Source organism: Solwaraspora sp. WMMA2080, from assembly GCF_027497395.1.
Classification (GTDB): Bacteria; Actinomycetota; Actinomycetes; order Mycobacteriales; family Micromonosporaceae; genus Micromonospora_E.
On record NZ_CP114910.1, the window covers coordinates 3,078,608 to 3,104,667 of the forward strand.

General features: G+C 68.4%; 16 protein-coding genes and 1 tRNA gene. 8 read left to right on the plus strand and 9 right to left on the minus strand.

Translation table 11 applies throughout. The annotated features are described in order from the left end of the window. The first annotated feature begins 20 nt into the window (after positions 1–20). A complete protein-coding gene (locus O7543_RS14040) occupies positions 21–3,818 on the plus strand; it encodes an RICIN domain-containing protein (RefSeq protein WP_281567447.1) in 3,798 nt (1,265 codons plus the stop codon). 485 nt (positions 3,819–4,303) lie between these two features. Here O7543_RS14040 and O7543_RS14045 read toward each other — a convergent pair whose 3' ends face one another. Beyond that, positions 4,304–5,602, minus strand: coding sequence for an HEXXH motif-containing putative peptide modification protein (locus tag O7543_RS14045; RefSeq protein ID WP_281567448.1), 1,299 nt, complete (start codon positions 5,600–5,602; stop codon positions 4,304–4,306). A gap of 323 nt (positions 5,603–5,925) precedes the next feature. On the opposite strand from O7543_RS14045, the gene O7543_RS14050 reads away from it, so the two are divergent. From O7543_RS14050 to O7543_RS14060, 3 genes are all read left to right on the plus strand, one after another. Beyond that, the gene (locus tag O7543_RS14050) at positions 5,926–6,123 is read left to right on the plus strand and encodes a hypothetical protein (protein ID WP_281553410.1); all 198 of its coding nucleotides are present in this window, start codon (positions 5,926–5,928) and stop codon (positions 6,121–6,123) included. 16 nt (positions 6,124–6,139) lie between these two features. Next, the gene (gene fxsT / locus O7543_RS14055; protein ID WP_281567449.1) at positions 6,140–10,063 is read left to right on the plus strand and encodes an FxSxx-COOH system tetratricopeptide repeat protein; all 3,924 of its coding nucleotides are present in this window, start codon (positions 6,140–6,142) and stop codon (positions 10,061–10,063) included. A gap of 97 nt (positions 10,064–10,160) precedes the next feature. Continuing rightward, complete coding sequence (locus O7543_RS14060; protein WP_281553408.1) at positions 10,161–11,279, plus strand: hypothetical protein; 1,119 nt, start codon at positions 10,161–10,163, stop codon at positions 11,277–11,279. Between the two features lie 26 nt (positions 11,280–11,305). On the opposite strand, the gene O7543_RS14065 is transcribed toward O7543_RS14060, so the two are convergent. The 6 genes from O7543_RS14065 to O7543_RS14090 form a co-directional block, all read right to left on the minus strand. Beyond that, on the minus strand, positions 11,306–13,639 hold the full coding sequence (locus O7543_RS14065; RefSeq protein ID WP_281553407.1) for an ATP-binding protein: 2,334 nt from the start codon (positions 13,637–13,639) through the stop codon (positions 11,306–11,308). Further along, a complete protein-coding gene (locus tag O7543_RS14070) occupies positions 13,636–14,385 on the minus strand; it encodes a hypothetical protein (protein ID WP_281553406.1) in 750 nt (249 codons plus the stop codon). Before O7543_RS14070 ends, O7543_RS14065 begins: the two co-directional genes overlap by 4 nt. A gap of 317 nt (positions 14,386–14,702) precedes the next feature. Further along, on the minus strand, positions 14,703–15,470 hold the full coding sequence (locus tag O7543_RS14075; RefSeq protein ID WP_281553405.1) for a hypothetical protein: 768 nt from the start codon (positions 15,468–15,470) through the stop codon (positions 14,703–14,705). Between the two features lie 231 nt (positions 15,471–15,701). Further along, positions 15,702–15,778: transfer RNA gene (locus tag O7543_RS14080), tRNA-Met, on the minus strand. Between the two features lie 148 nt (positions 15,779–15,926). Further along, positions 15,927–18,929, minus strand: coding sequence for a UPF0182 family protein (locus O7543_RS14085; RefSeq protein WP_281553404.1), 3,003 nt, complete (start codon positions 18,927–18,929; stop codon positions 15,927–15,929). A gap of 103 nt (positions 18,930–19,032) precedes the next feature. Further along, a complete protein-coding gene (locus O7543_RS14090; protein ID WP_281553403.1) occupies positions 19,033–20,058 on the minus strand; it encodes a PDZ domain-containing protein in 1,026 nt (341 codons plus the stop codon). Positions 20,059–20,218: 160 nt separating this feature from the next. On the opposite strand from O7543_RS14090, the gene O7543_RS14095 reads away from it, so the two are divergent. Further along, positions 20,219–21,487, plus strand: a complete 1,269-nt coding sequence (locus O7543_RS14095; protein ID WP_281553402.1) for a zinc-dependent metalloprotease — start codon at positions 20,219–20,221, stop codon at positions 21,485–21,487. A gap of 16 nt (positions 21,488–21,503) precedes the next feature. Here O7543_RS14095 and O7543_RS14100 read toward each other — a convergent pair whose 3' ends face one another. After that, positions 21,504–22,100: a hypothetical protein gene (locus tag O7543_RS14100; RefSeq protein ID WP_281553401.1), complete on the minus strand. Its 597-nt coding sequence runs from the start codon at positions 22,098–22,100 to the stop codon at positions 21,504–21,506. An 84-nt stretch (positions 22,101–22,184) separates the two neighbouring features. Beyond that, positions 22,185–22,715 carry a M48 family metallopeptidase gene (locus O7543_RS14105; RefSeq protein ID WP_281553400.1) on the minus strand — a complete coding sequence of 177 codons (531 nt, stop codon included), beginning with the start codon at positions 22,713–22,715 and terminating at the stop codon, positions 22,185–22,187. A gap of 483 nt (positions 22,716–23,198) precedes the next feature. Between O7543_RS14105 and O7543_RS14110 the strand changes: the two genes are divergently transcribed. The 3 genes from O7543_RS14110 (at position 23,199) to O7543_RS14120 (ending at position 26,054) form a co-directional block, all read left to right on the plus strand. Next, a complete protein-coding gene (locus O7543_RS14110; protein ID WP_281553399.1) occupies positions 23,199–23,366 on the plus strand; it encodes a DUF5679 domain-containing protein in 168 nt (55 codons plus the stop codon). 242 nt (positions 23,367–23,608) lie between these two features. Continuing rightward, entirely contained in the window at positions 23,609–24,715 is a 1,107-nt protein-coding gene (locus O7543_RS14115) for a hypothetical protein (RefSeq protein WP_281553398.1), read from the plus strand. 10 nt (positions 24,716–24,725) lie between these two features. Next, positions 24,726–26,054: an AarF/ABC1/UbiB kinase family protein gene (locus O7543_RS14120; RefSeq protein WP_281553397.1), complete on the plus strand. Its 1,329-nt coding sequence runs from the start codon at positions 24,726–24,728 to the stop codon at positions 26,052–26,054. Positions 26,055–26,060: the final 6 nt, after the last annotated feature.

Sequence of the window (26,060 nt, forward strand, 5' to 3'; positions counted from 1 at the left end):
GAACATACACCCTGCTACTGATGACTCACGGGCAGTTGCCGGACAAGGCTGGCCGGGTGATGACACCCCGCTTGTTGCTAGCCGCCGCACTCGCGGCCGCGCTCTCCAGTCCGACATGGAGTCCACAGCTGATGGCGCAGGCCGGCACACCGGCGACCGCCACCGGTGCGACCACCGTCAGCGCCGCAGCGACCGCGATCGAGCCACAGTCGACCAGTCGCCCGGACCTCAGCATGACCAACCGGATCCGCGGCGGCGTCGACGGACTGCCCGACTGGTCGCGGGTGGGCTACCAGGGCGGACACCCGCTTCCCGGCGAGCACCTGATCACCGCCGACGCGGCCTGCCGCCTCGACCCGAGTCGCCTGGCCGGCGAGTTCGGCGTGGTCGCCGACGACGGCCTCGACGACACTGCCGGCCTGCAGGCCGCCATCGACCACGTCCGCGCCGCCTGCTCGCCGTCGGCCAACTTCCACAAGCTGTCACTGATCAACCTGCCGGCCGGCCGGATAGACGTGTCCCGGCAGATCTACGTCGACGCGAACTTCCTGATACTTCGTGGCCAGGGTTCCGGTGCCGGCGGCACCCAGGTGGTGTTCCGGCCGGACACCGACACCCGCTACGACACCCTCAGCACCGACGGTAGCCGTTGGGATCCGAACGGGATGAGCTACGGCAGCGGCAACGACATCGGCAAGGGCGGCTGGATCTGGCCGGGCAGGGCACTGTTCAAGGTGCAGACCCGCGAGGTAGCGAGCCGCTACCAGAACGAGTGGCAGTCGGCACCGACCAACCGTAAGGACCTGTTCGAGGGCTCCGTCAACCAGCACTGGGTCTCCGGGCAGAAGCTCGCCGACCGCAGCGACGACCCGGGCTTCTCCGCCCGCTCCGGGCAGAGCGTCATCCACCTGGCCAGCAACACCAACATGTCGAAGTTCTCCCCCGGCGGCTACATCTGGGTCGGCGCAGCCAACAGCGTCAACTTCTACGAACAGCAGGGCGTCACCTACGCCGAACACGCCAGCATGATGGAGAACCTCCATATGCGACAGCAGATGTTCCGGGTGACCCGGGTGGACTCGTCAGCCAAGACGATCACCCTGGACCGACCACTGGAGTACGACCTACCGGTCGACTCGGTCTCCGACGGCTCACCGCCGTTGCCGGCCGGGACGACGTTCGCCAGCAAGGTCACCCCGCTGACCGCGGTCGAGGGCGTCGGACTGGAGAACTTCGCCTTCACCCAGGAGATGACCGGGCTGCCCAAGCTCGGCGGCGGCACCTACGCCCTCGACCCGGCCGACGCGGTGCACAACTACGGCAACCTCGCCCCCGAGTACGCCATGAACGGGGTGCTGTTCAAATGGGCGGCCAACAGTTGGGTCCGTGGCCTCACCGGCACGATGACCGGATCCCACCCCATCGTCACCGAGGTCGCCCGCAACCTGCAGATCGAGGACAACACGTTCGACGGTGCCTGGAACAAGGGCAAGGGCGGCAACGGCTACCTGCGCGGCAGCCGCGTCTGGAACTCGCTGTACGCGTACAACACCAGCCGCAACCTGCGGCACTTCACCTTCCAGTGGTCGGCCAGCGGCAATGTGGCGTTCCGCAACGACTTCGACTCCGATCTGAACCTGCACGGCGGCTGGGAACGGTACAACCTGTTCGAGGACAACACCGTGCGGGTGCCGTACGAGCACAGTTCGGGCAGCTGTACCGCCAACTGCGGGGGCGAGGGCGGCCAGGTCGACGAGGGCACCTGGTATCCGATCTGGTGGGCGGCTGGGCCCAAGGCGATCAAATGGTCCGGGTCGGCCGGACCGCAGAACGTCTTTTATCACAACGAACTGTCCAAGCAACTCACGCCCGGCGGTCCGTACACAACCTACGAGCCGTACTCGGTCACCGGCACCACCAACCCGTCCGAAACGGTTTACCACTTCGGCTCCGACCCGACCCACCCGCGCCAGTTCCGCCACCTCAGCGCAGCCGGGTCGGTGATCCCCGACTGGTCAGGCCGGGAAACCCTCGACTACACAGGCGGTAAAGGTGTAGTCGCCGTGACCGGGCACCGCCAACCGTCGCTGTTCCTGATCAATGTCGGGCAGCTCGACCCACGCTTCGAGGAGGTCCGCCAGGCGGCCACCTGGAACATGCAGGGCGCTGGCACGTCCGGCGGCTGGAGCGGCCAGGACGGCGAGTACGAGGACAAGTACGCCAACGGAGTCCTGCCGCTGGCCGTGACCGGCGGTGCCACGGTGATCGCCCTGCAGGAGGCCGGTGCACCACCGCCCAGTGCCGGGCCGCCGACCGACCACCAGCAGGCCGACTTCCAGCGGGCCAACGGGACGTTCCCACCGGTGCGGGAGTATCGCCACGGCGGGACCGCCCGCCGCCCCCAGGGCTACCTCTACTGGCTGCACACGGACACCTCGGCGAACGGGCCGGGCCGGGTCAACCTGGCCATCGCCACCCGCAGCCAGGTGCCAGCGGACGGGATTTTCGTGGTCGCCTCGCCGATGGGCGGCCGACCGGCGCTGGGGGTCAACGTGGGCGGCACGGTCTTCTTCACCGTGCACGGCTTCTCCGGCAACGGGAACGACATGCCTGGCCTGCTAGGCGCGATCCGACAACGGATGCTCACCGCCGGGCCGGGCAACCAGTCACTGGACTGGGTCGCGATGGGCGACTTCAACCGCGATCCGGACAGTCTGGCCAACGCCCTGCCCGCCGGACAGTTCCGGGTGCACGCTCCGCCTTCACCGACCCACCCGACCGCGGATCCACAGCGGTACCTCGACTATGCGGTCGTACCGGACGCCGGCAACATACCCCGGATCACCGGTTCCGAGACCTTGTCGCAGGTCCTGTTGTCGGATCATCTGCCGGCCCGGTTCCGGCTGGTCCTGGAAGCCGCAGCCGACCCGCCGGAGCTGGTGGAGCAACCAACCCCACCAGGAAACGCGGTGCTGCGCAACGCCGGCACCACCAACGTCGCCGACATCGACCCCTTCCGCATCGGCAACGGCATCCTCGACATACCGTTCCATTCGGGTTTCCAGCAGCCGTGGTGGTTGGACGAAAGCGCGGAGTTCCCGTCCTACTACCGGCTGGTCCACCCGGTCACCCGCAGTTTCATGGGCCAGGAGGGTGGGGCAGCGGACGCACCGGTGGTGGAGTGGCCCCACGAGGCGGCGGATCAGCTCTGGCGGCCCGACTATCAGGGCGACGGCACGTGGACGTTGCGCAACATGGTCACCCGGCAGATGCTGACGGCGGTGCCCGGCGCACGCTCGGTCGCCGGGCGGGACTGGGACGGCTCTGCCGAGCAACGCTGGTTCTTCCAGACCACGCAGTCGATGTCCGATCTGCGGGAGATCAACCACTTCCCGCCGCTGCAGCAGACCGACCTGGTGGTCGACATCGCCGGCGGAGGCACCGCCAACGGCACACCGGCGATCCTGCACGCTGAGAACGACGGCGACAACCAGCGGTTCAGCGTCCTTCCCGCCGGGCAGACCGACGGCCAGAACTGCTCCTACCTGGTCAACTCCGGCGGCTACCTGAGCGCCGCGCCGACCGGGGTGTCCGTCGACGGGGCGGCGGTGGCGCTGCACCACTTCCGGGGCAACACCGACGGCTACCTGTGGTGCGAGAGCCAGCAGTCGATGTCGATGACGCTGGCGAACCGTACCGTCGTGGCCGGGGTGCCACAGGACCTGTACCTGTCCGATCATGGTGTCGGCAATCAGCTCACGGTCGAACAGGGCGACCCGCAACTGATCCAGACGTGGCTGTGGGAGGCGGCAAGCTGATCACCGGGCTGGGCGGGAGTCCAGTACGCGAAACGGCCCGCCAGGGAGATTCCCTGGCGGGCCGTCCACCGTGGTAGCGGGGACCTCCGGGCCACAGCAGGGTCCGCCGGGCGCGGTAGAGTCAACCGACGTTCACCCTCCTCAGCCGACGTCGACCTGATTGCGGTGCGAGGCCGCGATCTCCGCGGCTTCGCGGCGGGCAGCGGCAGGCAGCCGACCGTACCGTCGTGGCCGGGGTGCCACAGGACCTGTACCTGTCCGATCATGGTGTCGGCAATCAGCTCACGGTCGAACAGGGCGACCCGCAACTGATCCAGACGTGGCTGTGGGAGGCGGCAAGCTGATCACCGGGCTGGGCGGGAGTCCAGTACGCGAAACGGCCCGCCAGGGAGATTCCCTGGCGGGCCGTCCACCGTGGTAGCGGGGACCTCCGGGCCACAGCAGGGTCCGCCGGGCGCGGTAGAGTCAACCGACGTTCACCCTCCTCAGCCGACGTCGACCTGACTGCGGTGCGAGGCCGCGATCTCCGCGGCCTCGCGGCGGGCAGCGGCAGGCAGCCGCTCGCGCGTGAGCCGGTCCGCCGTCGTCCACATCCCGTCGACCAGCAGCTGACCGGTCCCGGTCAGCTGGCCGCTCCGACTGATCACCCGCAACGTGTCCCGCACGGCGGCGCGCCACCGGGCGAACCGCACCTGGGCGAGGTGGATGTGAGTCGGATCGGTTTCGACCCGTTGCTGCCGCTGCCAGAACGTGGCGACCGCGAGATGGGCGTACGCGCCGTGCAGCAGCGCGGCTAGGGGCCGCAGATCCCGGCGCCACGGCGCGTAGTAGCGCTTGTCGTCATCCGTCGGAACGATCAGCGGAAGGGCGTCGCTCAGGGCGAGCAGCTTCGCGTGCTGCAGTTCGTGCGCGAGGGTGACCGCGACCGTCCGCGTGTCGTCCGGGGAGGACATCGCGACGGCACCGAACGCGCCCGCGAAGGTAGCACTGCCGACCGAACTGCCCAGCAGTTGCATCGGTACGACGGCGGTGACGCATTCGGCGACCTCCGCCGCGACCTCGGGATGATGTTCGGCGAGCAGCAGCCAGCCAGCGCGGACGCCGCCGGTCCAGCGGCGCAGGTCGAGGTGGCGCTCGTCGACGGTACGGGGCCACCCTGGTTCGTCGTTGCCGAGCCCTTGCCACCCCGAACCGTCGATGGCGACCTGCCGGCGGATCAGCACCTGCGGTAGACCGTCCCAGTCCCGCGAGGTCGGCCTCCCGGCCGCAGACCGGTGAGCCGTCGGGGTGGGAACGATCACCTGCCGTCCGGCCCGTTCCAGCAGCGCCAGGTCGCTGTCCGCGCGCCGCACGCGTAGCGGGTCGCAGCTGCCTCCCGGCAGGGTCGCGATGCCCAGGGACGGCAGCACGATGCCGTGGTCGGAACGACTTGGGCCGACCGGTACCTCGGCGGTGGCCCCACAACGTGCCGCCACTGCGGCCGCGACCAGGGCGAGTCGGCCCGGGTGAGCGGGTCGGTGGCTGGACAGCGCCGCCACGGTGCGGCCCAGCCAGGCCCCGACCGCCGGATAGCAGAGTACGTCGTGCACCGCAGTGGGCGAGGCTCGCTCGAGATCAGCCAGCAGGCGGTATGCGTACATGGTCTGTCTTGCTTCCGGGTGGCTGGTCCGTCGCGCGAGGTCGGGCAGCATCCAGCAGAACAGTCTGCTGCGGCTGTTCTGCAGTCCGGCGAGGACCCGGATGCCGGCGGGGGCACCACCACCTTGCGCGAACTCAGTCAGCATGTTCCTCGAGAATCGGTGCGGTTGGATCATGCCTGCTCCCGAAGCTCCTGGTTACCGACTTGCTACCGCAATCTTCGCCCCACCTATTCATCGATGATCGCACATCATTGCCGCCGCGTGGAGCGCAAGGTCGATCATCTGGGGAAGTGGCATTGACCCGCCTGACTGTCCGACAGTCGTACATCCGACTTCCCACAGCGTCCACAGAGACTGCGCGACGTCGGTGAGGATTTCGGCGATCTGCACTACGATTGGCGTTCCACGCCGCAGCGAGCGACGATGCTCCCGCGCAACAGGGCACCCCCGGCAGACAGGACCGGCGAATGACCCAAGATCGGCACGAGCAAGAGACACTTCTCGTCGACCTCACCGACGTCGACCTGCACACACTGTCCGAGATGCCACCAGATGCCCTGCAGATCTCCCTCGATCATCTACTCGACGAACGATTGAATCCGATCGCCTTCTTCCTTGGTCAGCACGATGGCGATCCGGCGAGCAGCGCCGCACAACCCTCATGATCGAAAGAGATTCAAGATGACCGACACGCCGACGACGACCGCGGCGGGCAAGACTGGCACGGGGCGGCAGACGGCCGAAGTGTTGGTCTTCGTCTCCCCCGGCGGCGGCGCCGGGCAGACGAGCATCGTCGCCAACATCGCCTGGATACTTGCCAGCACCGGACACCGGGTCCTCATTCTCGACTGGGGAGGTAACGCACCCCGCGTCCAGGACTACCTGCATCCTTTCCTTGACGTGACCACGTCCGTCGACGAACCGCTCGGCGCGGCTCTGCGGATGATCGCCGACCGCACCGACACGATGTCGGAGACCAGTGTCCAACGCTTCCAGGCGGCTGGTTGGGCCGACGCCGTGGACGTCGTCACCGCGACCTCCGACAGCTTCTACCCGGCAGCGCTGCCCGACGGTGCCGGCGACGGTAGCCAGCTCCGACGCCTGCTGCAGCAGACCAGCTACCACTACGTGCTGCTCGACGCACCGCCGCAGAACTCGCAGAGCGCGCTGCACCAGCTCGCCTGTCTCTGTGACGCCGCCGCGGTCTGCTTCCGGTCGCACCAGCGAGTGCAGCAGGACGCGTTGCGGCTGGCAGGCGCGTTGGTCAACGCCGCTCCTGTCGGTCTGCGCCTGGTGGCCACCCCGACCCAGGTACGGCTCGGCGAACCGCACGCGGCCGAGTGGCTACATGCCGCCCGGCAACAGTTCGCCCAGCTCGCCGGGCCGGCAAGCGCGGGTGTCACCGTGTCGTTCGTCGAGGTGCCGCGCCACTCGTACGACATCGAGCGGGAAGCTCTCGCCATCATTCTCGATCGCGGCAGCCTCCGGACAGGTCTGACGGGCGTCGTCCACGCGATGACCGACGGTGCCGTTCCGACCGCTCCGGATGTCGGTCGACGACTACGGATGCGCTACAAACGGGCGCTCGGGTTCGATCCGCAGGCCGAGCCGGAGAAGGTCTACCTTGCGTACCGACCGGCCGACCGGCGCTGGGCGGACTGGATCACCGACCGGTTGCGACAGCAGGGCCTGCCCACCAGCCGGCTACCCGCCGATGATTCGTGGATCGAGCAGTCGACGCCGCCGAGCCTCGTCGTGATCGGCGGGCTCGCCACGGCCGACGGGCGAGTACGCCACATCGCCGAACGGCTCCGCGACGCGGTGATCTCGCCCACTGAAGTATCCGATCAGGTCACCGACGTATCCGACCCGGTCGTACAGGTGACCGTCACCGCCCAGAACCCGGCCGACTTCGATGCCACAGTGCCATGTCTCGATCTGGTCGGCCTGTCCGCCGGTGACGCCGAGGCGCGGCTACGTCGGCAGTTCCTGCTCATCGAGACGCCCTACGACGACCGTGCCGGGTTCCGCCCGCGCTATCCGGGCGGCCTGCCTGAACACCGCCAGCTGCCGCCGGACGTCGACCTTCCCAACCGCAATCAGCAGTTCATCGGCCGAGCCGACGATCTCGAAACGCTCCGCGACAAGTTACTCGCCGACGGCCCCGGGCCTGTTCTGGTAGTTGGTGCCACCGGGGTCGGCAAGAGCGAGCTGGCCAACGAGTACGCCCACCGGTTCCAGAAGGACTACGACATCGTCTGGTGGATCCCGGCGGACAGCTGGGAATCGATCTCCCTTGCGCTTCGCCGACTCAACGAGCAGTTCCAGCTGCTGGATCCGAATCCAACCGAGGTGGACACCGAGGGCGTTGAGGAGCAGCCGCGACAAGCATTCGACCACCTGTTGCAGCTCGCTGCCAGGAGACCGTGTCTTTTCATCTTCGACGGGCTCGACGATCGGGAGCTTCTCGGGTGGGTCGGGTCCGCCGCCGGACACGTGGTGGTGACCTCAAGGATCACCGATACGCCCACCCCGCGCATGCTCGTCGTGACCCACCTCGGGACGGACGACGCAACCGAGTTGCTGCGCGCCTACGTCCCGGAACTCAGTGAGGAGCACTGCGCCGCGGTGGTCACCGAGGTGGGGCAGCTCCCGCTCTCGTTGCGGCTGACCGGGGCGTGGCTACGGGAGAGCAGACACCACCTGATGGCGTACGCGCCCGCAGATCTCGAAGCCGCTACCGAAGCGATGGTCGCCAGCCTCCGGCCCGAATCCCCGGCCGATCCGCCCGCCGATGCGGATGCATCGCCGGCGGTGTCGGTGCCCGACGACGATCCCACCTACCACGCGCTACGGCGATCCTGGCGCGCGTTGGAGGCGACGCTGCGACAGACGGAGATTGGTCGGATAGCCATCCACCTCGCTGAGATGTGCTCCTTTCTGTCGTCCGACGACATCAGTCTCACGCTGCTCCGTTCGAGTTCGATGATCGATCAGCTGGCCACGCTGTCAGACGATGGCGAAGAGCGCGTGCGCAACGACCCCGCGATCTTCGACGAGGTCGTCTGGACCGGGGCCCGGTTCGGCATCTTCGACGTACGTTGGGGGCAGCGTCCCTCGATCCGTATCCACCGAGCGGTACAGGACGCGGTACGTGGCGCCCTGCCGCCGGCGCGGGCCGCCGAGGTTCGCCGTCACCTGCGGCTCGGCCTGGCAGGTTACGCCCCAACCGGAGCGGAGGTCGACGGCCGCTGGCAACGGCACCGCCTCGCCGAGCTGCAACCCCATCTGCTGCCCAGCGGTGCCGTGGCCGAGACCGACCCGAAGGTGCGCAGGTGGGTCGTCCGACAAGTTCGGTACATGCGCCGCCAGGAGACCTGGGACAGCGCGAATGTCGCCCTGAAGGTCATCGACGAGGCTCTCGACCACTGGTCGTCAGCGGTGCCGCCCACCGATCGCATCAATATGCAGCTACGGGGCGAGCAGGCGAGTCTGCTGCGCTGGATGGGCCGGTACCGCGAGTCGCTCGAGATTGCTCAGCAACTGCGGCTACTGCAGTTGCGCACCATCGGGCAGGAGCATCCGAACACCGCGACCACGCTGCAGGGGATCGCCGGGGACGTACGGGCGCTCGGAGAGTTCGAGCTCGCCAAGAGTCATGAGGGCGTCGCCTACGACGTTCTGCGCAAGGCATACGGCGAGGAGCACCAGCAGACCTTGATGGTCGCGCACAATCTGGCGCTGTCGTCGTACTTCGACGGCGACCTTTACACCGCGATGGTGGTGGAACGAGAAGTGGTCAACCGCCGATTGCGGGTGTTCGGCACGAGAGACCCCTTCCTCTGGTGGGCCGCTGCCAACCTGGCGACATATCAACGTGAGCTGGGCGACTACCACGCTGCGACTCGGACCATCGACGATGCTCGCGGTTGGATGGGCCATCCGACCGGCAAGATCCCGACGGACAGCGCGAGCGCGCTGCGGATCATCCGGGTACTCGCGGTCACCCAACGCCGCAAGAACATGGTGCCTCAGGCGAAGGAGAATCACGCCGACGCGCTGCGCGGGTACCAGCAGCTGCGCGGGACGAACCACCTCGACACCTTGGCCTGCAGGCTCGCGCTGGCCACCGACATGCATCTGCTGCGGGAGACACCAGCACGAGTGGTCGAGTTCGGGCAGTCCTGCTACCGCGGCTACCAGCGCCAACTCGGCCCGGAGCATCCGCTCACCGGCATCTGCCTGGTCAATCTCGCGCTGTTCCTACGCGGTGTCGGCGATCTCGACGAGAGCCGGCGGGTCGGTGACCACGGTTTGCGGATCATCCGGACCGCTGTGCCGGCCGAGACCCACCCGTGGGTGCTCGCGGCAACCATCAACCAGGCCGGCAACCTGGGGCACGGTGGTGCGGTAGATGCCGCAGTGCGACTCGCTGGTCAGGCCGTCGAGCTGTGTGAGGAGGACCTGCCGCCAGGGCATCCCTACCCCGACATCGCGCGTGCCAATCTTCGAGTATGGGAGCAGGCAACGCGTCGATCCGCCAGCACGGGTCCCACCCCCCCACTATCCACCCACGACCTCGATATCGACATCCCGCGGCGCTGAGAAGCATCCGGCGAAACCCGACCCCCGTCCCGGCGAACCACGACCACAGCAAAGGAAGTCTCACGTGCCGACAGAGCAGGGACCACATGCGGACTCGGTGATCGGCTCGCCGCACCGAGAGTACTCCGACGCAATCATCGTGACGCAGGAGCCGACTGGTCGCCAGTTCAGCGACGTCGACGATCGGATTGCCTACTGTCGAGGCCTCTTTCGGGCTGGCGGACCGCTGCACTACCTGGCGCATTGCAGTCCCGGATCCCGCGACTTCGACCTGTACGCACCTGGTGGGCCCGGCCAGGACGACGATCGACGTGTCGAGAACTGCCGCCGCGTGGCGAGGCGGCTGAGTTTTCAGTCAGGTCAGGTGATGCACGAGTGGTTACGGCCCCTCGGTCAGGGCGTGCCGCTGCGCACGGTGCTCCAGTCGGCCGGCGGAGCCTTCTACTGTGCCCGGGTAGTTCCCAGTGTGCTGCTCGTCGCCGGGACCCTGAGTCTGGCCACCGACCAGGTTGCGTCACTGGCCCGGCAGCCTGCCGTCCAAGAGGCTGACAGCGCACTCTCACAGCTGGTCGATCAGATCAGAGCTAGCATTCGGCTGCCCCGACAGAACCTGGGTGCCTGGGACACGAAACACTTCCGGGAGTCCGCGTTCGACCGCGACGTGGCCGACAGCCCGAGCCAACTGTCGGCGGGCGCGCCCCAGCCGGTGCCAGCCATCGGTTCCACGACGCGGCGGAACCTCGAGACGTCCGTCGCCCCCCGGCGAGACCTGGCGATCACCGGCGACCGTCATCACTGGGCCTTCAACGCCTGCGCAGCCGCCGTCGACGGCACCGGGCTGCACCTTGTCGCGTGCTTCAACGACAAGGCACAGCTGTTCTCGGTCGACGCGCTCGGTACGCCCGAGCTACGTGGAGTTGCCTACCACCACTCGCCCAGCCACCGACGCCAGCAGGTCAACGCGATGGGTCCCCCGACTGCCGCCTACCTCAGGGAGCTTGGCCGGACCGCCCGCCCTGCGATCGGTGGACCGGTCGTCCGCGCGGTACTCGATACGGACATCGGCGCGATCTACTACTACCGTCTGTCGGGACGGGAGTACGTCATCGGCCTGTGCCTCGATCAGGACCAGGTGGATATAGCCGACGATCACTTGACCGAGGTCGTCCTTGCGGTGAGCGGCCCGGCCGCAGCCGCCGTCCAGCCGCTTCGTTGAGATGCCGCAGGCGTGACGCCGACCGATCACACGTCGCCGATCGTGCGTCGCGCCGCTGCCCGTACCCGTGCGCCAAGCCCTCCGAACACCTCCCGGATGTCGTCGAGATGCATTGGGTGCGGACCAGTCGCGGCGGCCGCTTCCGGCGGCAACGCCATGGATTCGGCAAGACGTTTGAGATGTTGCAACGACGCGTAGTCGAAGATCGCCTCGTAGGTGAGGCAGAGAACGTCCAGCCGTTCCAGGTCGGTGCTCGACGACGCGGCGTCGGCGCGGTCCACCGACACCCGCCGCATTCGCCATTCGACGACCGCCTGTCGAAAAGATTCGATCAGGGATTGCAGGAACACGGCCGTACCCAGCAGGCTGAAGCTGTCGGGATCGGCGGTCCACCCGTGGATGCGCTCCTGTGCGGATCTGATCGCCGTTGAGAGGCCCGGAGCTGCTCTGAATGCTTGGGTGAAGGCGTCTGGCAGTCCGTCACCGAGCCGTACGGCAGCGTCGATCGCCGACTCGAACAGTTCGTCGATCTCGCCCATCTCGTCCATCGGGCCGGGCTGTGTCGGCACAGGGACGGCCCGGCTCACTGACACTGCCCCGGTGAGCAGGCCAGCCACATCGGCGGAGATCTCGCTGAGGCGCTGGTTGGTCGTCCGCCGCATGTCACGGACCTGCTGCTCAAGCCGGTCGATCATGGTGTACGCGCCGGCTTGCTGGCGAACGAGCCGATCGACCCGGGTAACCATCAGCCGGACCGGGTCAGTCTCGCTCAACCGGTCACGCTGAAGCACATGCGCGATCCTGGCAACCACGGCGCTCGCCAAGGTTCGACGTTCGTACTCGATCGGCTCGGCCAGGACGACGTTGCGGACGTTCGAGGCCACGTCGGGTGCCAGGTAGCCGACCACCACCAGGATGATCTCGACGTCGACACCTTCTGATCGAGCGGCCGCAGCTCGGCGAGCGACCCGTTCGACGTCCGATTCCCGCATGATGCCCTCGGAGAGCAGGATGACGCAACTCGGCTCACCGTCCTCGTTCAGCACGACGAGGTCGAGCAACGACCGGCCGTCAACGTCAAGCTGACGACGCCGCTCAAATCCGATGGCCTCACGTTCGAGAGTCAGCATCACCTCACGCCGCACATCATCAATGGTGGCGAAGTCGAAATGATCCCGAGCCACCAATTGGACAAGTTCGATTCCTATCACCGTACTTTCGAGCTCGGCTCGGCGGTACAGATGATGGCAGAGCTTGATGAACTGCCGCGGAACGCCGTGGGTCATGTCAACGAGGTACTGCACGGCATCGTCGAGGAACGGGGCTATGTCGCTGTCGCCTCGGGCCGCAAGATGGCTTTGCTCAATCAGCTCACGCGCCTCCTGCCCCGTAAGCGGAGTCATCCGGACGGCATGTCCCATCCGCTGCAGCACGTCTCCCTGCAGTTGCGGGGTAATCTCCACCAGACCGGTGATGATCAAGAATGCTCCGGACTCCTCCACCGCAGTCAGTAGATTTCGAAACTGCCCGACCACACCCGCATCTCGCTGATCCGCCGGATCAAGGACCCGGTCGAGCTCGTCCAGTACGACGACGAATCGCCGGCCACTCCGGCCGTGCAAGTTCAGGAGCGCGATGATCGCCGACATGGCAGCAGCTGAACTATCGATGTACTTCGACAGTCCGTGCTCCGTGACGAAGCCGTCCGACCGGTTGCCGATCAACCAGTCCCACGCTTGCACTGCGGTCCGCTCGTCGAGCAGCAACGTCATCGCCGTACCAAGGTCGTCATCGCCGGTTGCCTCGATCAGCCGGTCCTGCAACTGGGGCAGCAGGACGCTCTCCGGCAACCCGAGGTCGTCAACCACCGCCTGCGGCTCGATGACATGTCGCCGCAGGTCGTCAGCGATCTGCTGCGCATGTGGCACGTGGCTGAGCCCATCGGCGACCACCTCGGAGTAGTAGTCGCGCAGGAGGTCGACGATGTCCTCCCGATCGAGACGACCGACAAAGCGCTTGTACAGGTCGACCAACGAGCCGAACTGGGGCGCCTCAACGTACAGGGTGCGCACCGCCGAGTCACCCGATCGACGAGCCCGATGCAGCAGGGCCGCCGCAAGATGAGACTTGCCGGTGCCGTATTCACCCACCACAGTCAACAGGCGACCGGACAGCCCGACCCGCTCCGGAGGGACGGCCTGCGCCAGGAAGGCGTCAAGATAGCGGAACGCCTCCTCGACCGCACAGGTCGACACCGTCGGCAGGCCCTGGCCGACCTCCGAGACACGCGCAACAGCGGTTGGCGAGTACGGGTTGACCCCGACCGCCCGCGACTCTCCCGATGAGGCAATCATGGTCATCCATTCCTGGTGCCCCGGCCACGAGGCCGGTAGCCGTCGCGCCGGTCTACATAGTATCGATCGAAGTCGTGCTTACTGACTTCCTTGGCACCTGGGCGACGCCGAGCCTCGTCCCATAAATGAAAACACATCTTCTGGAGCTGCTTCAAGGACATCGAACGATGATCCTCCATCACCGCGTGCATAGTTTCTGCGGTAACTGTCGGAACCCGAGGATGATCACACATTTGCAGCCGCCCGTTAGCGAATGTCCACCCGTCCGTACCGGTCAGCATACCTACCTCGATCACAAGAACACCCTCCCTGGCTTCACCCCGGACTCGATCGCTCCAGTCCTTGATCTGCTGGGGATTATCGCTCTCCGCAAAAAGGATCATGCGCTCGCCGACAAGGTCGAGATAGTGGTTGATCGGGTGCATAGCCTGCAGCGAAAGCATCGATCTCTTCCACGTCGCGTCGTTGAACTGCGGTAGCACGATGATCGCGACTGCGTCCGCATCCTCGAGATCCCGCCCGAGTCGTGTGAAAGCCACCTTCCCCTGCATCGGTTGATCCCCTGGGTCCGACAGCCCTTCCAGCTGCCGAGACAGCCTGCTTCTGATCTTGTATGCCAGCAGGGCCAGATACTGGTCGAAATCGCCTCTGCGACCAACCATCTCGAGATCGAACGCCCGCTCTCTACTGAGGTCGGCCACCGGCGCGGCCATGATCCGGCCGCCGGAGGCGCCATCGAACTCCTGCTTCAAGTGGTGTACGCACCTGTGAATCAACGAGGTACGCCCGCAGCCCGTAGGCCCGGCCACCACCACCAACTGACCGAATCTGGTGAGGTGCGTCGACGGGTCCGGTAGATGGTTGACGAAGCTGCGGTACCCCTCCTCGGCTCTGTCCACTGGGAGGTAGTACGCCTCGTGTTCCCTGTCGTGCCACGGGCGCAGCGCACGGAGGGACTGACCCAGTACGGGGGGCAGTTCGAAAGGGTTCGGAATCTCCTCAGGCCTACCCGCATGAGCACTGCTGGTCTGTGTCATCACGATGCCCTCCCATCACGCCGCTGCTGTTGTCACCGTCGCAAGCCGATGACACCAGCAGCCCGCTCCGCCTCTCGAGCTGCCTGTTCGACCGCCGTTCGCAGATGCATGAGTCCGGTCCGCGCCTCCCGTACCCGAGGGCTGTCCGCCGATCGGTCCGGCCCGGACCACGAATCGCGCATCGACTCACAGAACGTCTCGACAGAATCACGGATCACCTCCATCGATGGGCCCAGGACCGCTGGCAGGGCATCGAGATGCAGCATCAGCCGGAGGCGGGGCTCGTCGAGGCTGGTCCCCTTCGGTTGTCTGGCGGAGGCATCCGCGTACCGGGTGAGAGACTCGTCGGCTGCCCGAATGAACTCGGCCACGGCCACCCGAAGCTGGGCGGCCTGCTGGCGCGCCTCAGTCCGCCGGTGGACGCCGGTCGTCAGCACACTGGTGAACAACGCGCTGATCAGAGCGGACACCAAGGTGAGTGCGCCACCGATCAGCAAGCCACGCATCTCGGAGGTCGGTCCGGCGCGTGCTGCGTCTGGATCGATGCTCAGCGCCGCGATCATGGTCGCACACGCCCGGTCAAAGTCGGCCGGCTGAGTGTCCCGCCATCGCGAGATCGCCACCTGCTGCCCATCTAGTACCACCCGGTCCCCGCTTGCCGACTCGACCAGGCCAAGCAACTCCGCAGCCTGACCGACCTGCTGCTGACGCGCGGGCGACAAGCAGACCAACGTCGACGCCTCCCGATCCAGTGGCTCGGCTGCCAGACTCCGCGCCGGATCGGCGATCACGATCGTCATCAGTACGAGGCAGGCGAGCAGCGACTGTATCCGACCAGTGTGGATCGCTCGCATACTGTGTCACTGTAGCGCTCTGATTCCCGTGTGACTGTCCCCCGATGGCACGAATACGGCTTCAGTCCGATAGCCGTCTCGGCGGGCACCTGAGGGCGACGAGGGCTCAACGGGGCTGGGCGGGAGTCCGGTACGCGAAACGGCCCGCCAGGGAGATCCCTGGCGGGCCGTTCACCGTGGTAGCGGGGACAGGATTTGAACCTGCGACCTCTGGGTTATGAGCCCAGCGAGCTACCGAACTGCTCCACCCCGCGGCGATGAGTTAATCCTAGCGCATACCGTCAGCCCGCCGCAAAACGACCCCCGTACTGACCGACTGGCCTCGGTGATCCCACCCTGATCCACCCACAAAAGCGGACAAGTCGGGATCACCGAGGCCGGTTCGGCGTCAGTCAGTTGACGTCAGCCGGTCGGTGACGGGTCGGCACTCGGTGACGGGTCGGTGGTCGACGGCTGGGCACCACCCACCCCGGCCGCCTGCTGCGCCGCCTGGAACGCCGTCATCGCGGCGTCCAGCCGGGCCAGTGCCTCGCCGTACCGCTGGAAGTCACCGGCCGCCTGCGCGGCGCGGGCCTCGTCGATCGCGGCGCTGACCTCGGCGGCGGCCGCCTGCAGCTCCGGGGTCACCAGGCCGGGGTCGCCGGTGGCCGACGGGGTCGGGGTCGGGGTGCCGCCGGGCTCCTCGCCCTCACCTTCGCCTTCGCCCTCTGGCGGGGTCGTCGGCGCACCACCCGCCTCCGCCTGCTCGATCAGCTGCCGGATGCCGTCCTGCACGCTGTTGGCCAGCACCACGTACGAACCGCCGTCACCGTAGGAGAGCAGCACCCGCTGCAGCAGCGGATACGCGTTGGTCTGGTTGCTCTTCACGTAGACCGGCTCGACGTAGAGCATGCCGTTGCCGAACGGCAGCGACAGCAGGTTGCCGTACTGCACCTGCGCCTGGTTCGACGACAGCAGGTTCAGCTGCTGCCGGATGGCCGCGTTGTTGGTCATCCGCTGGTGCACCTGCACCGGGCCGGAGATCGCCGTCTGGTCGGGCAGCTCCAGCACCTGCAGCTGCGGCTGCCCGTCGACGTACGACCCGGAGATCAGCGCGGCCAGGTTCTGCCGGCCGGCCGGGGTCACCGCCGAGGTCAGCTGGAACCGTGGCTCGTCCTGCTCCGGCAGCTGGGTCATCAGGTAGTACGGCGGCTGCTTGACCCCGCTGTCCGGCGAGTCCGGGACGTTCGGCACCTCCCAGAAGTCCTGGCCCGAGAAGAACTCGGCCGGGTTCGTGACGTGGTAGCGGGCCAGCAGGTTGCGCTGCACCTTGAACAGGTCCGCCGGGTAGCGGAAGTGGGCGACCAGATCCGGCGGCGTCTCCGCCTTCGGGATGACCAGGTCGCCGCCGAACGCCGCGTTCCACGCCTTGAGCACCGGGTCGTTCTCGTCGAACTCGTACAGCCGGACGGTGCCGTCGTATGCGTCGACGGTGGCCTTGACCGAGTTGCGGATGTAGTTGACGTTCTCCCGGGCCAGCACGAAGGTGCCCTGGCCGGTCAGCTCGTCGGCGGTCTCCGCCTGCAGGTTCACCCGCTCCGAGTACGGGTACGTCGCCGAGGTGGTGTAGCCGTCGACGATCCACTGGATCCGGCCGTCGACCACCGCCGGGTACGGGTCGCCGTCCATGGTCAGGAACGGGGCGACCTTCTCCACCCGGTCCCGTGGGTTGCGGATGTACAGCAGCTTGGAGTTCTCGTTGACCGCCTCGGAGAGCAGGAAGTTGGTCTCCTGCTCGTTGATCGCGTACAGCAGTTTGCGGCCGAACGAACCGACCTCGACCCCGCCGGTGCCGGTGTAGGTGTAGTACTGCTCGCCGCCGCTGGAGGTGGGCCGGTCGAACTCGACGTTGCTGTCGCCGGGCGAACCGACGATGGCGTAGTCGGTGCCGTCCATCTGCTCGCCGTAGTAGATCCGCGGCTGCTCGACCGGGATCTCCTCAGTGGCCGAGGAGCACTGCTCCTGCGCCTGGTCGCCGAGGAAGCCGGAGACGAAGTACGGCTGCCCGCCGCAGACCACCTGGTTGGCCGGCGCGCCAACCATGCCGTACCCGTGGGTGAAGACGGTGTGCCGGTTGATCCAGTTGCTCTGCTGCTCGGTCAGCTCGCCGTAGTTGATCTCCCGCATGCCGACGACGTAGTCCTGGGTCTCGTCGTCGATGGTGTAGCGGTCGATGTCCAGCTTGGTGCCGAAGTCGTAGAAGCCACGCACCTGCTGCAGCTGGGTGTAGGTCTCGGAGACCAGCTGCGGGTCGAGCAGCCGGATGTTCGGCACCACCGCGGTGTCGGTGGCCAGGCTCTCCGGCGGCGTCAGGTTCGTCGCCGGATACGGCGTCTGCTGGCTGATGTCCAGCCCGAACGCTTCCCGGGTGGCGACGATGCCCCGTTCGATGAACGCCGCCTCCTTGTCCCGCAGGCTCGGGTTGACCTCGAAGGTCTGCACCGCCCACGGGTAGATGCCGCCGATCGCCACGGCGGAGATGCCCAGCAGCGCCAGCGAGATCCCCGGCCAGACCAGGTTGCGCATCACCGCGTTGGAGAACACGATGATCGCGATCGCCACCACGATCGAGATGTACGCCAGGATCTCCTTCGCCGGCAGCAGTGCGTTGATGTCGGCGTAGCCGGCGCCGTAGATGCGCGCCTGCTCGTTGTACTCCAGCAGCATGCCGCGCCGGTCCAGCACGTACGCAACCGCCTTGAGCAGTACGAAGACTGCGACCAGGGTGGTCAGGTGGGCCCGCGCGGCGGTGGTCATCCGGTCACCGATGCCCTGCAGCCGTACACCGCCGTAGAGGTAGTGCACGGCGAGCGCACCGATCACCGACAGCACCACCGCGGTGAACGCCAGGCCGAGCAGGTAGCGCAGGAACGGGTACTCGAAGACGTAGAAGCCGATGTCGATGCCGAACTCCGGGTCGGTGACGCCGAACTCCTGGGAGTTGCGGAACAGCAGCCACTGGCTCCACCGGTTCTGCGCGGACAGCCCGGCGAAGACACCGACCAGCGCCGCGGCCACGGCGATCCAGATGCCGATCCGGGGGCTGAGCAGCATCCGGTAGCGCTCCAGGCTGACCTGTTCCGGCGAGTGCGGTCGCAGCGCCGGCCGCAGCCGGTACGCCAGCCACAGATTGGCCGCGACCACCAGTGCCATGGCCAGGCCGACCGCCGCGAACAGCAGCAGTCGGGTGAACAGCACGCCGGTGAAGACCTGGGTGTAGTCGACCTCCTCGAACCACAACCAGTCGGTCCATGCGTTCACCCCCCAGCCGAGCAGGGTGAACAGAAGGAAGATCCCGATGAGTACGCCGACGGTGACCCGGCCACGTCGGCTCATTCCGGGCATTGGGCTGCTACGCATGACCACGACTAGGTACTCCGCACGTTGGTGTGATCCGCTGGGCGATCAGGCACCAAGACTACGGGGTGTGTCCACCTCAAGGCCGGTTGAGGTGCACCTGACCGGGGTGTCAGTCGCTGCCGCAGAGCGTCGGCTTCTCGCCGGTACGCAGCCGGGCCAGCGCGTCGAGCGCCTCGTCGAGGGTGGCCACCCGCAGCAGCGGCAGGTCGGGTACGGCGTTCGCGACCGCTTCGGCGCAGTTGGCCTGCGGCACGAGGAAGGCGACCGCACCCGCTTCCTTGGCCCCGACCAGCTTCTGCGGGATACCACCGATCGCGCCGACGCTGCCCTCGTTGTCGATGGTCCCGGTCCCCGCGATGATCTTGCCGCCGGTGAGGTCCTCGGGTTCGAGCTTGTCGATGATGCCCAGGGCGAACATCAGCCCGGCGCTCGGCCCGCCGATCTCGTCGAGATCGATGGTCAGCTCGAACGGCCGGGGCTGCTCCTCGGTGATCTCGATGCCGATCCGGGGTGGGCCGCCGTCACTGGCCCGGGTGGTGATCTCGGCGGTGGCCGACCGGCCGTCGCGGGTGTAGCCGATGGTCAGCGTGCTGCCTTCCGGCTCGGCCCGGATCAGCTCGGTCAGCTGGGTCGCCGAACTGACCGGCGTGCCGTCGACCGAGGTGATCACGTCGTCGACATCGAGCAGCCCGACCGACGCCCCGTCCGGGGTGACCGCCCTCACCAGCACCTGCACCGGGTAGCCGAGCTGGCGCAGCGCCGCGGTCTCGGCGCTGGTCTGCGACGCCGCGAAGTCCTCGGCGTTGCGCTCCTCGACCTCTTCCTGGGTCTGCCCCGGCGGGTAGATCACCTCGTACGGCACTACCGCCTCGGAGTCGCTCAGCCAGCCGGCGATCGCCTCCCGCAGCCCCACGTTCGGGCGTACGCCGACGGTGGTGAGCCGTAGCTGCCCGGCCGAGGTCGAGGTGTCGGTCCCGGTGATCTGGATGACGTCCTCGCCGTCGTCGGTGCCGAGCGTGTCGACCGTCGGGCCGGGGCCGAGCACCACGTACGGGACCGGTGCGGCGAGCACGGCGTAGGCGAGCAGTGCGGTGAGCAGCGCGCCGAGGATGACCGTGACACCGCGACGTCTCATGCGCCTGAGCGTACCGACTGCGCTCACGACCGCGACGCGGACCGCGTACCGACGCAAACCGCGCAGCCGGGCGGTGACGTCGCGCCTGCGACGCGGCGCTTCGCGCTGAGCGGAACGCACTGGCGGCGTTGCAGCCGCTGGCCCGCGTACCGTGGAGGGCGTGCCTGATACTCCGTTCGGCTTCCAGCTCCCCGGCGGCCAGCCTCCGGACCCCAACGACCCCCGGCAGATGCAGCAGTTCATGGCGCAGCTGCAGCAGCTGCTCGCCGCTCCGGGCAGCGGCCCGGTGAACTGGGACCTGGCCCGGCAGGTGGCGGCCAGCCAACTCGCCGCCGAGGGTGACCCGTCGGTCAACCCGCACGAGTGGCACACCGTCGAGGAGTCGCTGCGCGTCGCCGACCTGTGGCTGGAGTCGTCGTCGACGTTCCCGTCCGGGATCCGCACGTCGGCGGCGTGGAACCGCAACGAGTGGATCTACCGGACGCTCGACGTGTGGCGCAAGCTCTGCGACCCGGTGGCCGGTCGGATGGTCGGCGCGATGGGCGACCTCGTTCCGCCGGAGGCCCGCAGCCAACTCGGCCCGATGCACGCCATGATGACCACTCTCGGCGGGGCCCTGTTCGGCGGTCAGCTCGGCCAGGCGCTCGGCTCGCTCGCCACCGAGGTGCTGTCGGCCAGCGACATCGGGCTGCCGCTCGGCCCGGCCGGCACCGCCGCGCTGCTGCCCGCGAACATCCGGGCGTACGGGTCCGGCCTGGAGCTACCCGAGGAGGAGGTGCGGCTGTACGTGGCGCTGCGCGAGGCGGCCCACCAGCGCCTCTTCGAGCATGTGTCGTGGTTGCGGGGGCACGTGCTGGCCGCGGTGGAGACCTACGCGTCCGGGATCACCGTCAACCGGGAGGCGATCGAGGACGCCCTCGGCCGGGTCGACCCGATGAATCCGGAGTCGATGCAGGAGATTGCCATGGAGGGGATCTTCACTCCGGAGGACACCCCCGCCCAGCAGGCGTCGTTGGCCCGGATCGAGACGGTTCTCGCGCTCATCGAGGGCTGGGTGTGTCACGTCGTCGACAGCGCCGCCGGGGACCGGCTGCCGAACGTCGTGAAGCTGGCCGAGGCGTTCCGGCGTCGGCGGGCGGCCGGCGGGCCGGCGGAGCAGACCTTTGCCGCCCTGGTCGGGCTGGAGTTGCGGCCCCGCCGGCTGCGCGAGGCGGCCGCGCTGTGGGCCGCGCTGGACACCCATCGTGGGGTCGACGGCCGGGACGCGTTGTGGAGCCACCCCGATCTGCTGCCGTCGGACGACGACTTCGCCGACCCGGAGGCGTTCGCCCAGGCGAAGACCGATTTCGACCTCGGTGACATCGACTTCGGCGGCGACCCGCCGGAGCAGCCGGATCCGCCGCAGCCGCCGGCCGACGGACCCCGCTGACCGATAGGCCCCGGGTTCAGCCGGGGGTCAGCAGCGCGCGGGTGGTCTCCCAGCCTTCGATGGCCGGGTTCAGGGCCGCCAGGTCCGCCGGGCCCCGCAACCGACGCCAGGACGGCGTCACCGCCACCTGTTCCGGGTGCGGCGCCGCCGCCCGGACGGCCTGCGGATCGGCGGCGAGGTTCAGCGGCGGCAGCCAGTCCGGAGCTGGCAGTTGGGCCGCCACGCCGAGCAGTCCCCCGCCGTCGCCGCCGGCCGGAGCCACCGCCACCGGCCGGGTGGTGATCGGTCGCAGCAGCTTGCCGATCAGCAGGCCGGGCAGGTCCGGCGCGTCGGCGGCGAGCACCGCCGCCTGGTCGTAGCCGTGTGCCGCGACGGCGGCCAGCGCCGCGTTGACCGAGAGCTCCGGCAGCGGATGGATCGGCATGTCGGGCCAGGCGATCGACCTGGCCAACGGCAGGTCCGCTTCGCTCGCGGCGATCGCCGGTTCCACCTGGCTCAGGGTGGCGAGCAGGTCGACCATGTCCTCGGCCAGGGCGGCCCGCCAGGCGGCGGGATCGGTGCCGGGTGGCGACCAGTCGACCAGGTCGAGAAGAATGACCACGGCACGGCGCATCTGACCCACTCTAGCGGCGGCGTACCCGGCAGGTCCGGGGCGTACCCGGGGTGGTCGGCGTAGTCGGTGCACCCGGCAGGTCGGTCAGTCGGCCAGGACGAAGCCGCTGGCCGCCGCCACCCCTTCCAGGTAGCCACGGGCACGTTCCGCCTTGGGGTAGCGGCCGACGAGCTCCCAGAACCGGGCGTTGTGGCTCGGCACGACCAGGTGCGCCAACTCGTGCAGCAGGACGTAGTCGATGACCCAGTCCGGCATCTCCTGGATCCGGTGGGATATCCGGATAGTCCGGTCCGCCGGGGTGCACGACCCCCAGCGGCTGTTCTGGTTGGTCACCCACCGGACGCTCGTCGGGGCCACCACTCGGGCATGATCCGGCAGGTACCGGTCGACCAGCCGGCGGGCCCGGCCGACCAGCTCGCTGTCCGATCGACGGAGGCGTTCCTCCCGGGCCGCCAGCCGGGCGAGCATCCGGTCCACCCACTCGGTCTCCTCGGCCCGCGAGAACTGGTCCGGGATGAGAATGACGACGCGTTCGCCCTCCCGGTACGCGGACACCGTCCGGCGTCGGCGCTGGCTGCGCCGTACCTCGACGACCGGCTTACGCGCCCCTGCCATCAGCGGCCCGCGCAGCCCCGGGTTTCGCTCACGATGGCACGCTAATCCGTACTGACCAGGGGAACGCAAGAGGCAACACGGCGCAGCCAGGGTGAATCACCCCTTTTGGGGCCGATTGTCGCGAAAAAAGTTACCCACTCGACCGCCGTACGTCGCGCCCGAGCCGCCCAGGATCACCGTAGGCGATCGCGAAGAAGTTTTCACCTCCACCCCCCGGCCGGTGACCACCTGCGGATCTTCTCCCGGCGTGTCACTGCGAATCTGACTTATCCGATCTATTGCGGCATGCACACTCTCGACGTCGACTTACTCACAGTGTCGGTGAATTGTTGACATGGAACCGCCCAGTCCTGGGTAGGGTCCGCGGACCGGCGGTCAACAGTGGCCGCGGAGAAATCCCAGCGCGCGGCGCCACCGGTGGTGGCCGCGAGCGGGTGCACGCCGGGTCTGCAACCACCCGGCGAGGAGACGAGGAGGGGCACCGTGGCCGACCAGGCCCAGACCTACAACGGTTACTGCGTGAAGTGCAAGGAGAAGCGCGACTTCGAAGGCACCGTCGCAGTGTCGAAGACCGGCATGAACATGGCCAAGGGCAAGTGCCCGGTCTGCGGCACAACAGTCAACCGGATCTTGGGTAAAGCCAAGGTCTGACTCGCGGCGCTGCGTCGAAGGGGCGGCTGGAGCCGCCCCTTCGACGCGCACGGCCATCGCAAACCACAACCACCAACAGCCGGTCGTACGCCACTACACGCTGCGTCATGTCCGAGCCGCGACACCCCACCGACCGGGCTGTGGAAAACTCCCCGGAACCTGTGGATAACCGAGGATGTGCGGGGCACAGGCTGTGGATAACGAGCCAACGAGCGTTCCGTTACGGTGACAGCCTGTTGTCCATGCCCACCAATCCCCTGCTCAGGCCGACTCTGTTGCCCGGCCTGGCCCGCCTCTGGCGGGACCGCGACACTCTGCAGCTCGGCTCGGACCCGGCGCACGCCGTACTGCTCGACCTCACCGACCCGGCACTGTCCCGGCTGCTCGACCTCCTCGACGGCAGCCGGTCGACCCGCGCCGTAGTGGACCACGCCGTCCGGCTCGGCGTCCCGGCCGACCAGGCCCGGCACCTGCTGGACATGCTGATCGCCCGAGGCCTGATCGTCGGCGCGCACACCCTGCTGCCAGCGAACCTGCCGGAGCACGCCCGGCACCGGTTGACCGCCGAGGCGACCGCCCTGGCGCTGCGCCGCGACGAACTTCCCGGCACCCCGGCGCAGATCCTGCGGCGGCGCGCCGCCGCCCGGATCGTGCTGACCGGCCGGGGTCGGCTGGCCCGGCCGCTGGCCGTCGCGGTGGCCGAGGCGGGGATCGGCCACGTCGCCATCGACCTGGCCGATACGCGCGAAGCCCGGGAAGCCGTCGCCGCCGCCGTCAGCCAGGCGGTTCCCGGGGTCGAGACCCGCCCGGTACGGCCCGGCCAGGCCACCCTGACGGTGCTGCTCGGCGCCGACCGGCCAGCCAACCTGCTCGCCGCGAGCTACGCCCGGCACCGGCAGGCCCACCTGCTGGTCGACATCCGGGACCGGACGCCGGTGGTCGGCCCGCTCGTGCCGACGACCGGCACACCGTGCCTCAACTGCCTGGACCTGCACCGCCAGGACCGGGATCCGGGCTGGCCGCAGCTGGCGTCGCAACTGTGCGCGATCGGCCCGGCGACGATCTGCGACTCGGCGACCCTGCTGGCGGCGGTGAGCGTCGGGACGGCCGAGATCCTGGCGTTCGTCGACGGTGGGAGCCCGGAGACGATCGGGGCGGCGCTCGAGGTGCACGCCCCGGCCCGGCTGCGACGCCGGGCCTGGCCTGCCCACCAGGGCTGCCACTGCCACCGTCGCCGCCCGCGCCGCTGCACACCGGGGCGGAGCCCTGCCGATGGGATGGGCCACGCTCCGGGGGCCGGTGGCATGAGCCACGCTCAGCCAGGGGTCACGGTCCGCGATCGTCGGTAACAATGGCCAGGTGACCGAAATCCCTCGCTGGGCCGTGTCCAGGACCGCCAAACTCGCCGCGCTGCCGATCGGCTTCGCCGGCCGCACCGTCCTGGGGCTGGGCAAGCGGGTCACCGGGCTCGCCTCCGACGTGATCTCCACCGAGATCCAGGAACGCACCGCCGAGCAGCTGTTCAGCGTGCTCGGACAGCTCAAGGGTGGTGCGATGAAGGCGGGACAGGCGCTGTCGGTGTTCGAGGCGGCGCTGCCGGAGGAGCTCGCCGCTCCGTACCGCCAAGCCTTGACCAAGCTGCAGGAGGCCGCCCCGCCGTTGCCCGCCGGGTCGGTGCACAAGGTGCTGGCCGAGCAGCTCGGCGCCGACTGGCGGGAACGGTTCGTCGAATTCGACGACCGGCCGGCCGCCGCGGCCAGCATCGGCCAAGTGCACCGGGCGGTGTGGCGCGACGGCTCCGCAGCTGGCCGGCCGGTGGCGGTCAAGGTGCAGTATCCGGGGGCCGGCGACGCCCTGCTCGCTGATTTCAAGCAGTTGTCCCGGCTGAGCACCATGTTCCGGGCGATCCAGCCTGGGCTGGACATCAAGCCGCTGCTCAACGAGCTGCGGAACCGGCTGGCCGAGGAGCTGGACTACGAGCTGGAGGCCGAGTCGCAGCGGGCGTTCGCCACCGCGTACGCCGGCGACGACCAGATCATGGTGCCGGCGGTGCTCGCCGCCGCGCCCCGGGTGCTGGTCACCGAGTGGATCGACGGCATCCCGCTTTCGAAGATCGTTTCTTCCGGTACGGCGGACCAACGCGACCGGGCCGGGCTGCTGATGGCGGTGCTGCATTTCTCCGCGCCGGCCCGCGCCGGGCTGCTGCACGCCGACCCGCATCCGGGCAACTTCCGGCTGCTCGACGACGGCCGGCTCGGCGTGGTCGACTTCGGTGCCGTGGCCCGACTGCCCGGCGGGCATCCCGAGCCGATCGGCCGGCTGGTCCGGCTGACGCTCGACGGGGACGCCGACGCGGTGGTGGCCGGGCTGCGCGACGAGGGCTTCATCAAACCGGACGACCCGATCGACGCCCCAGCGGTGCTCGACTTCCTGCTGCCGATGCTGGCGCCGCTGGCGGCCGAGGAGTTCCAGTTCACCCGGCAGTGGCTGCGCGACGAGGCGGCCCGGCTGGCCAACCCGAAGTCGCCGGCTTACCAGCTGAGCCGACACCTCAACCTGCCGCCGGCCTACCTGTTGATCCACCGGGTGACGCTCGGCTCGATCGGGGTGCTCAGCCAACTGGAGGCCCGGGCCCGGTACCGGGACGTGGTGCGGCGCTGGCTGCCGGGTTTCGCCCCGACCGGCTGACCCGCA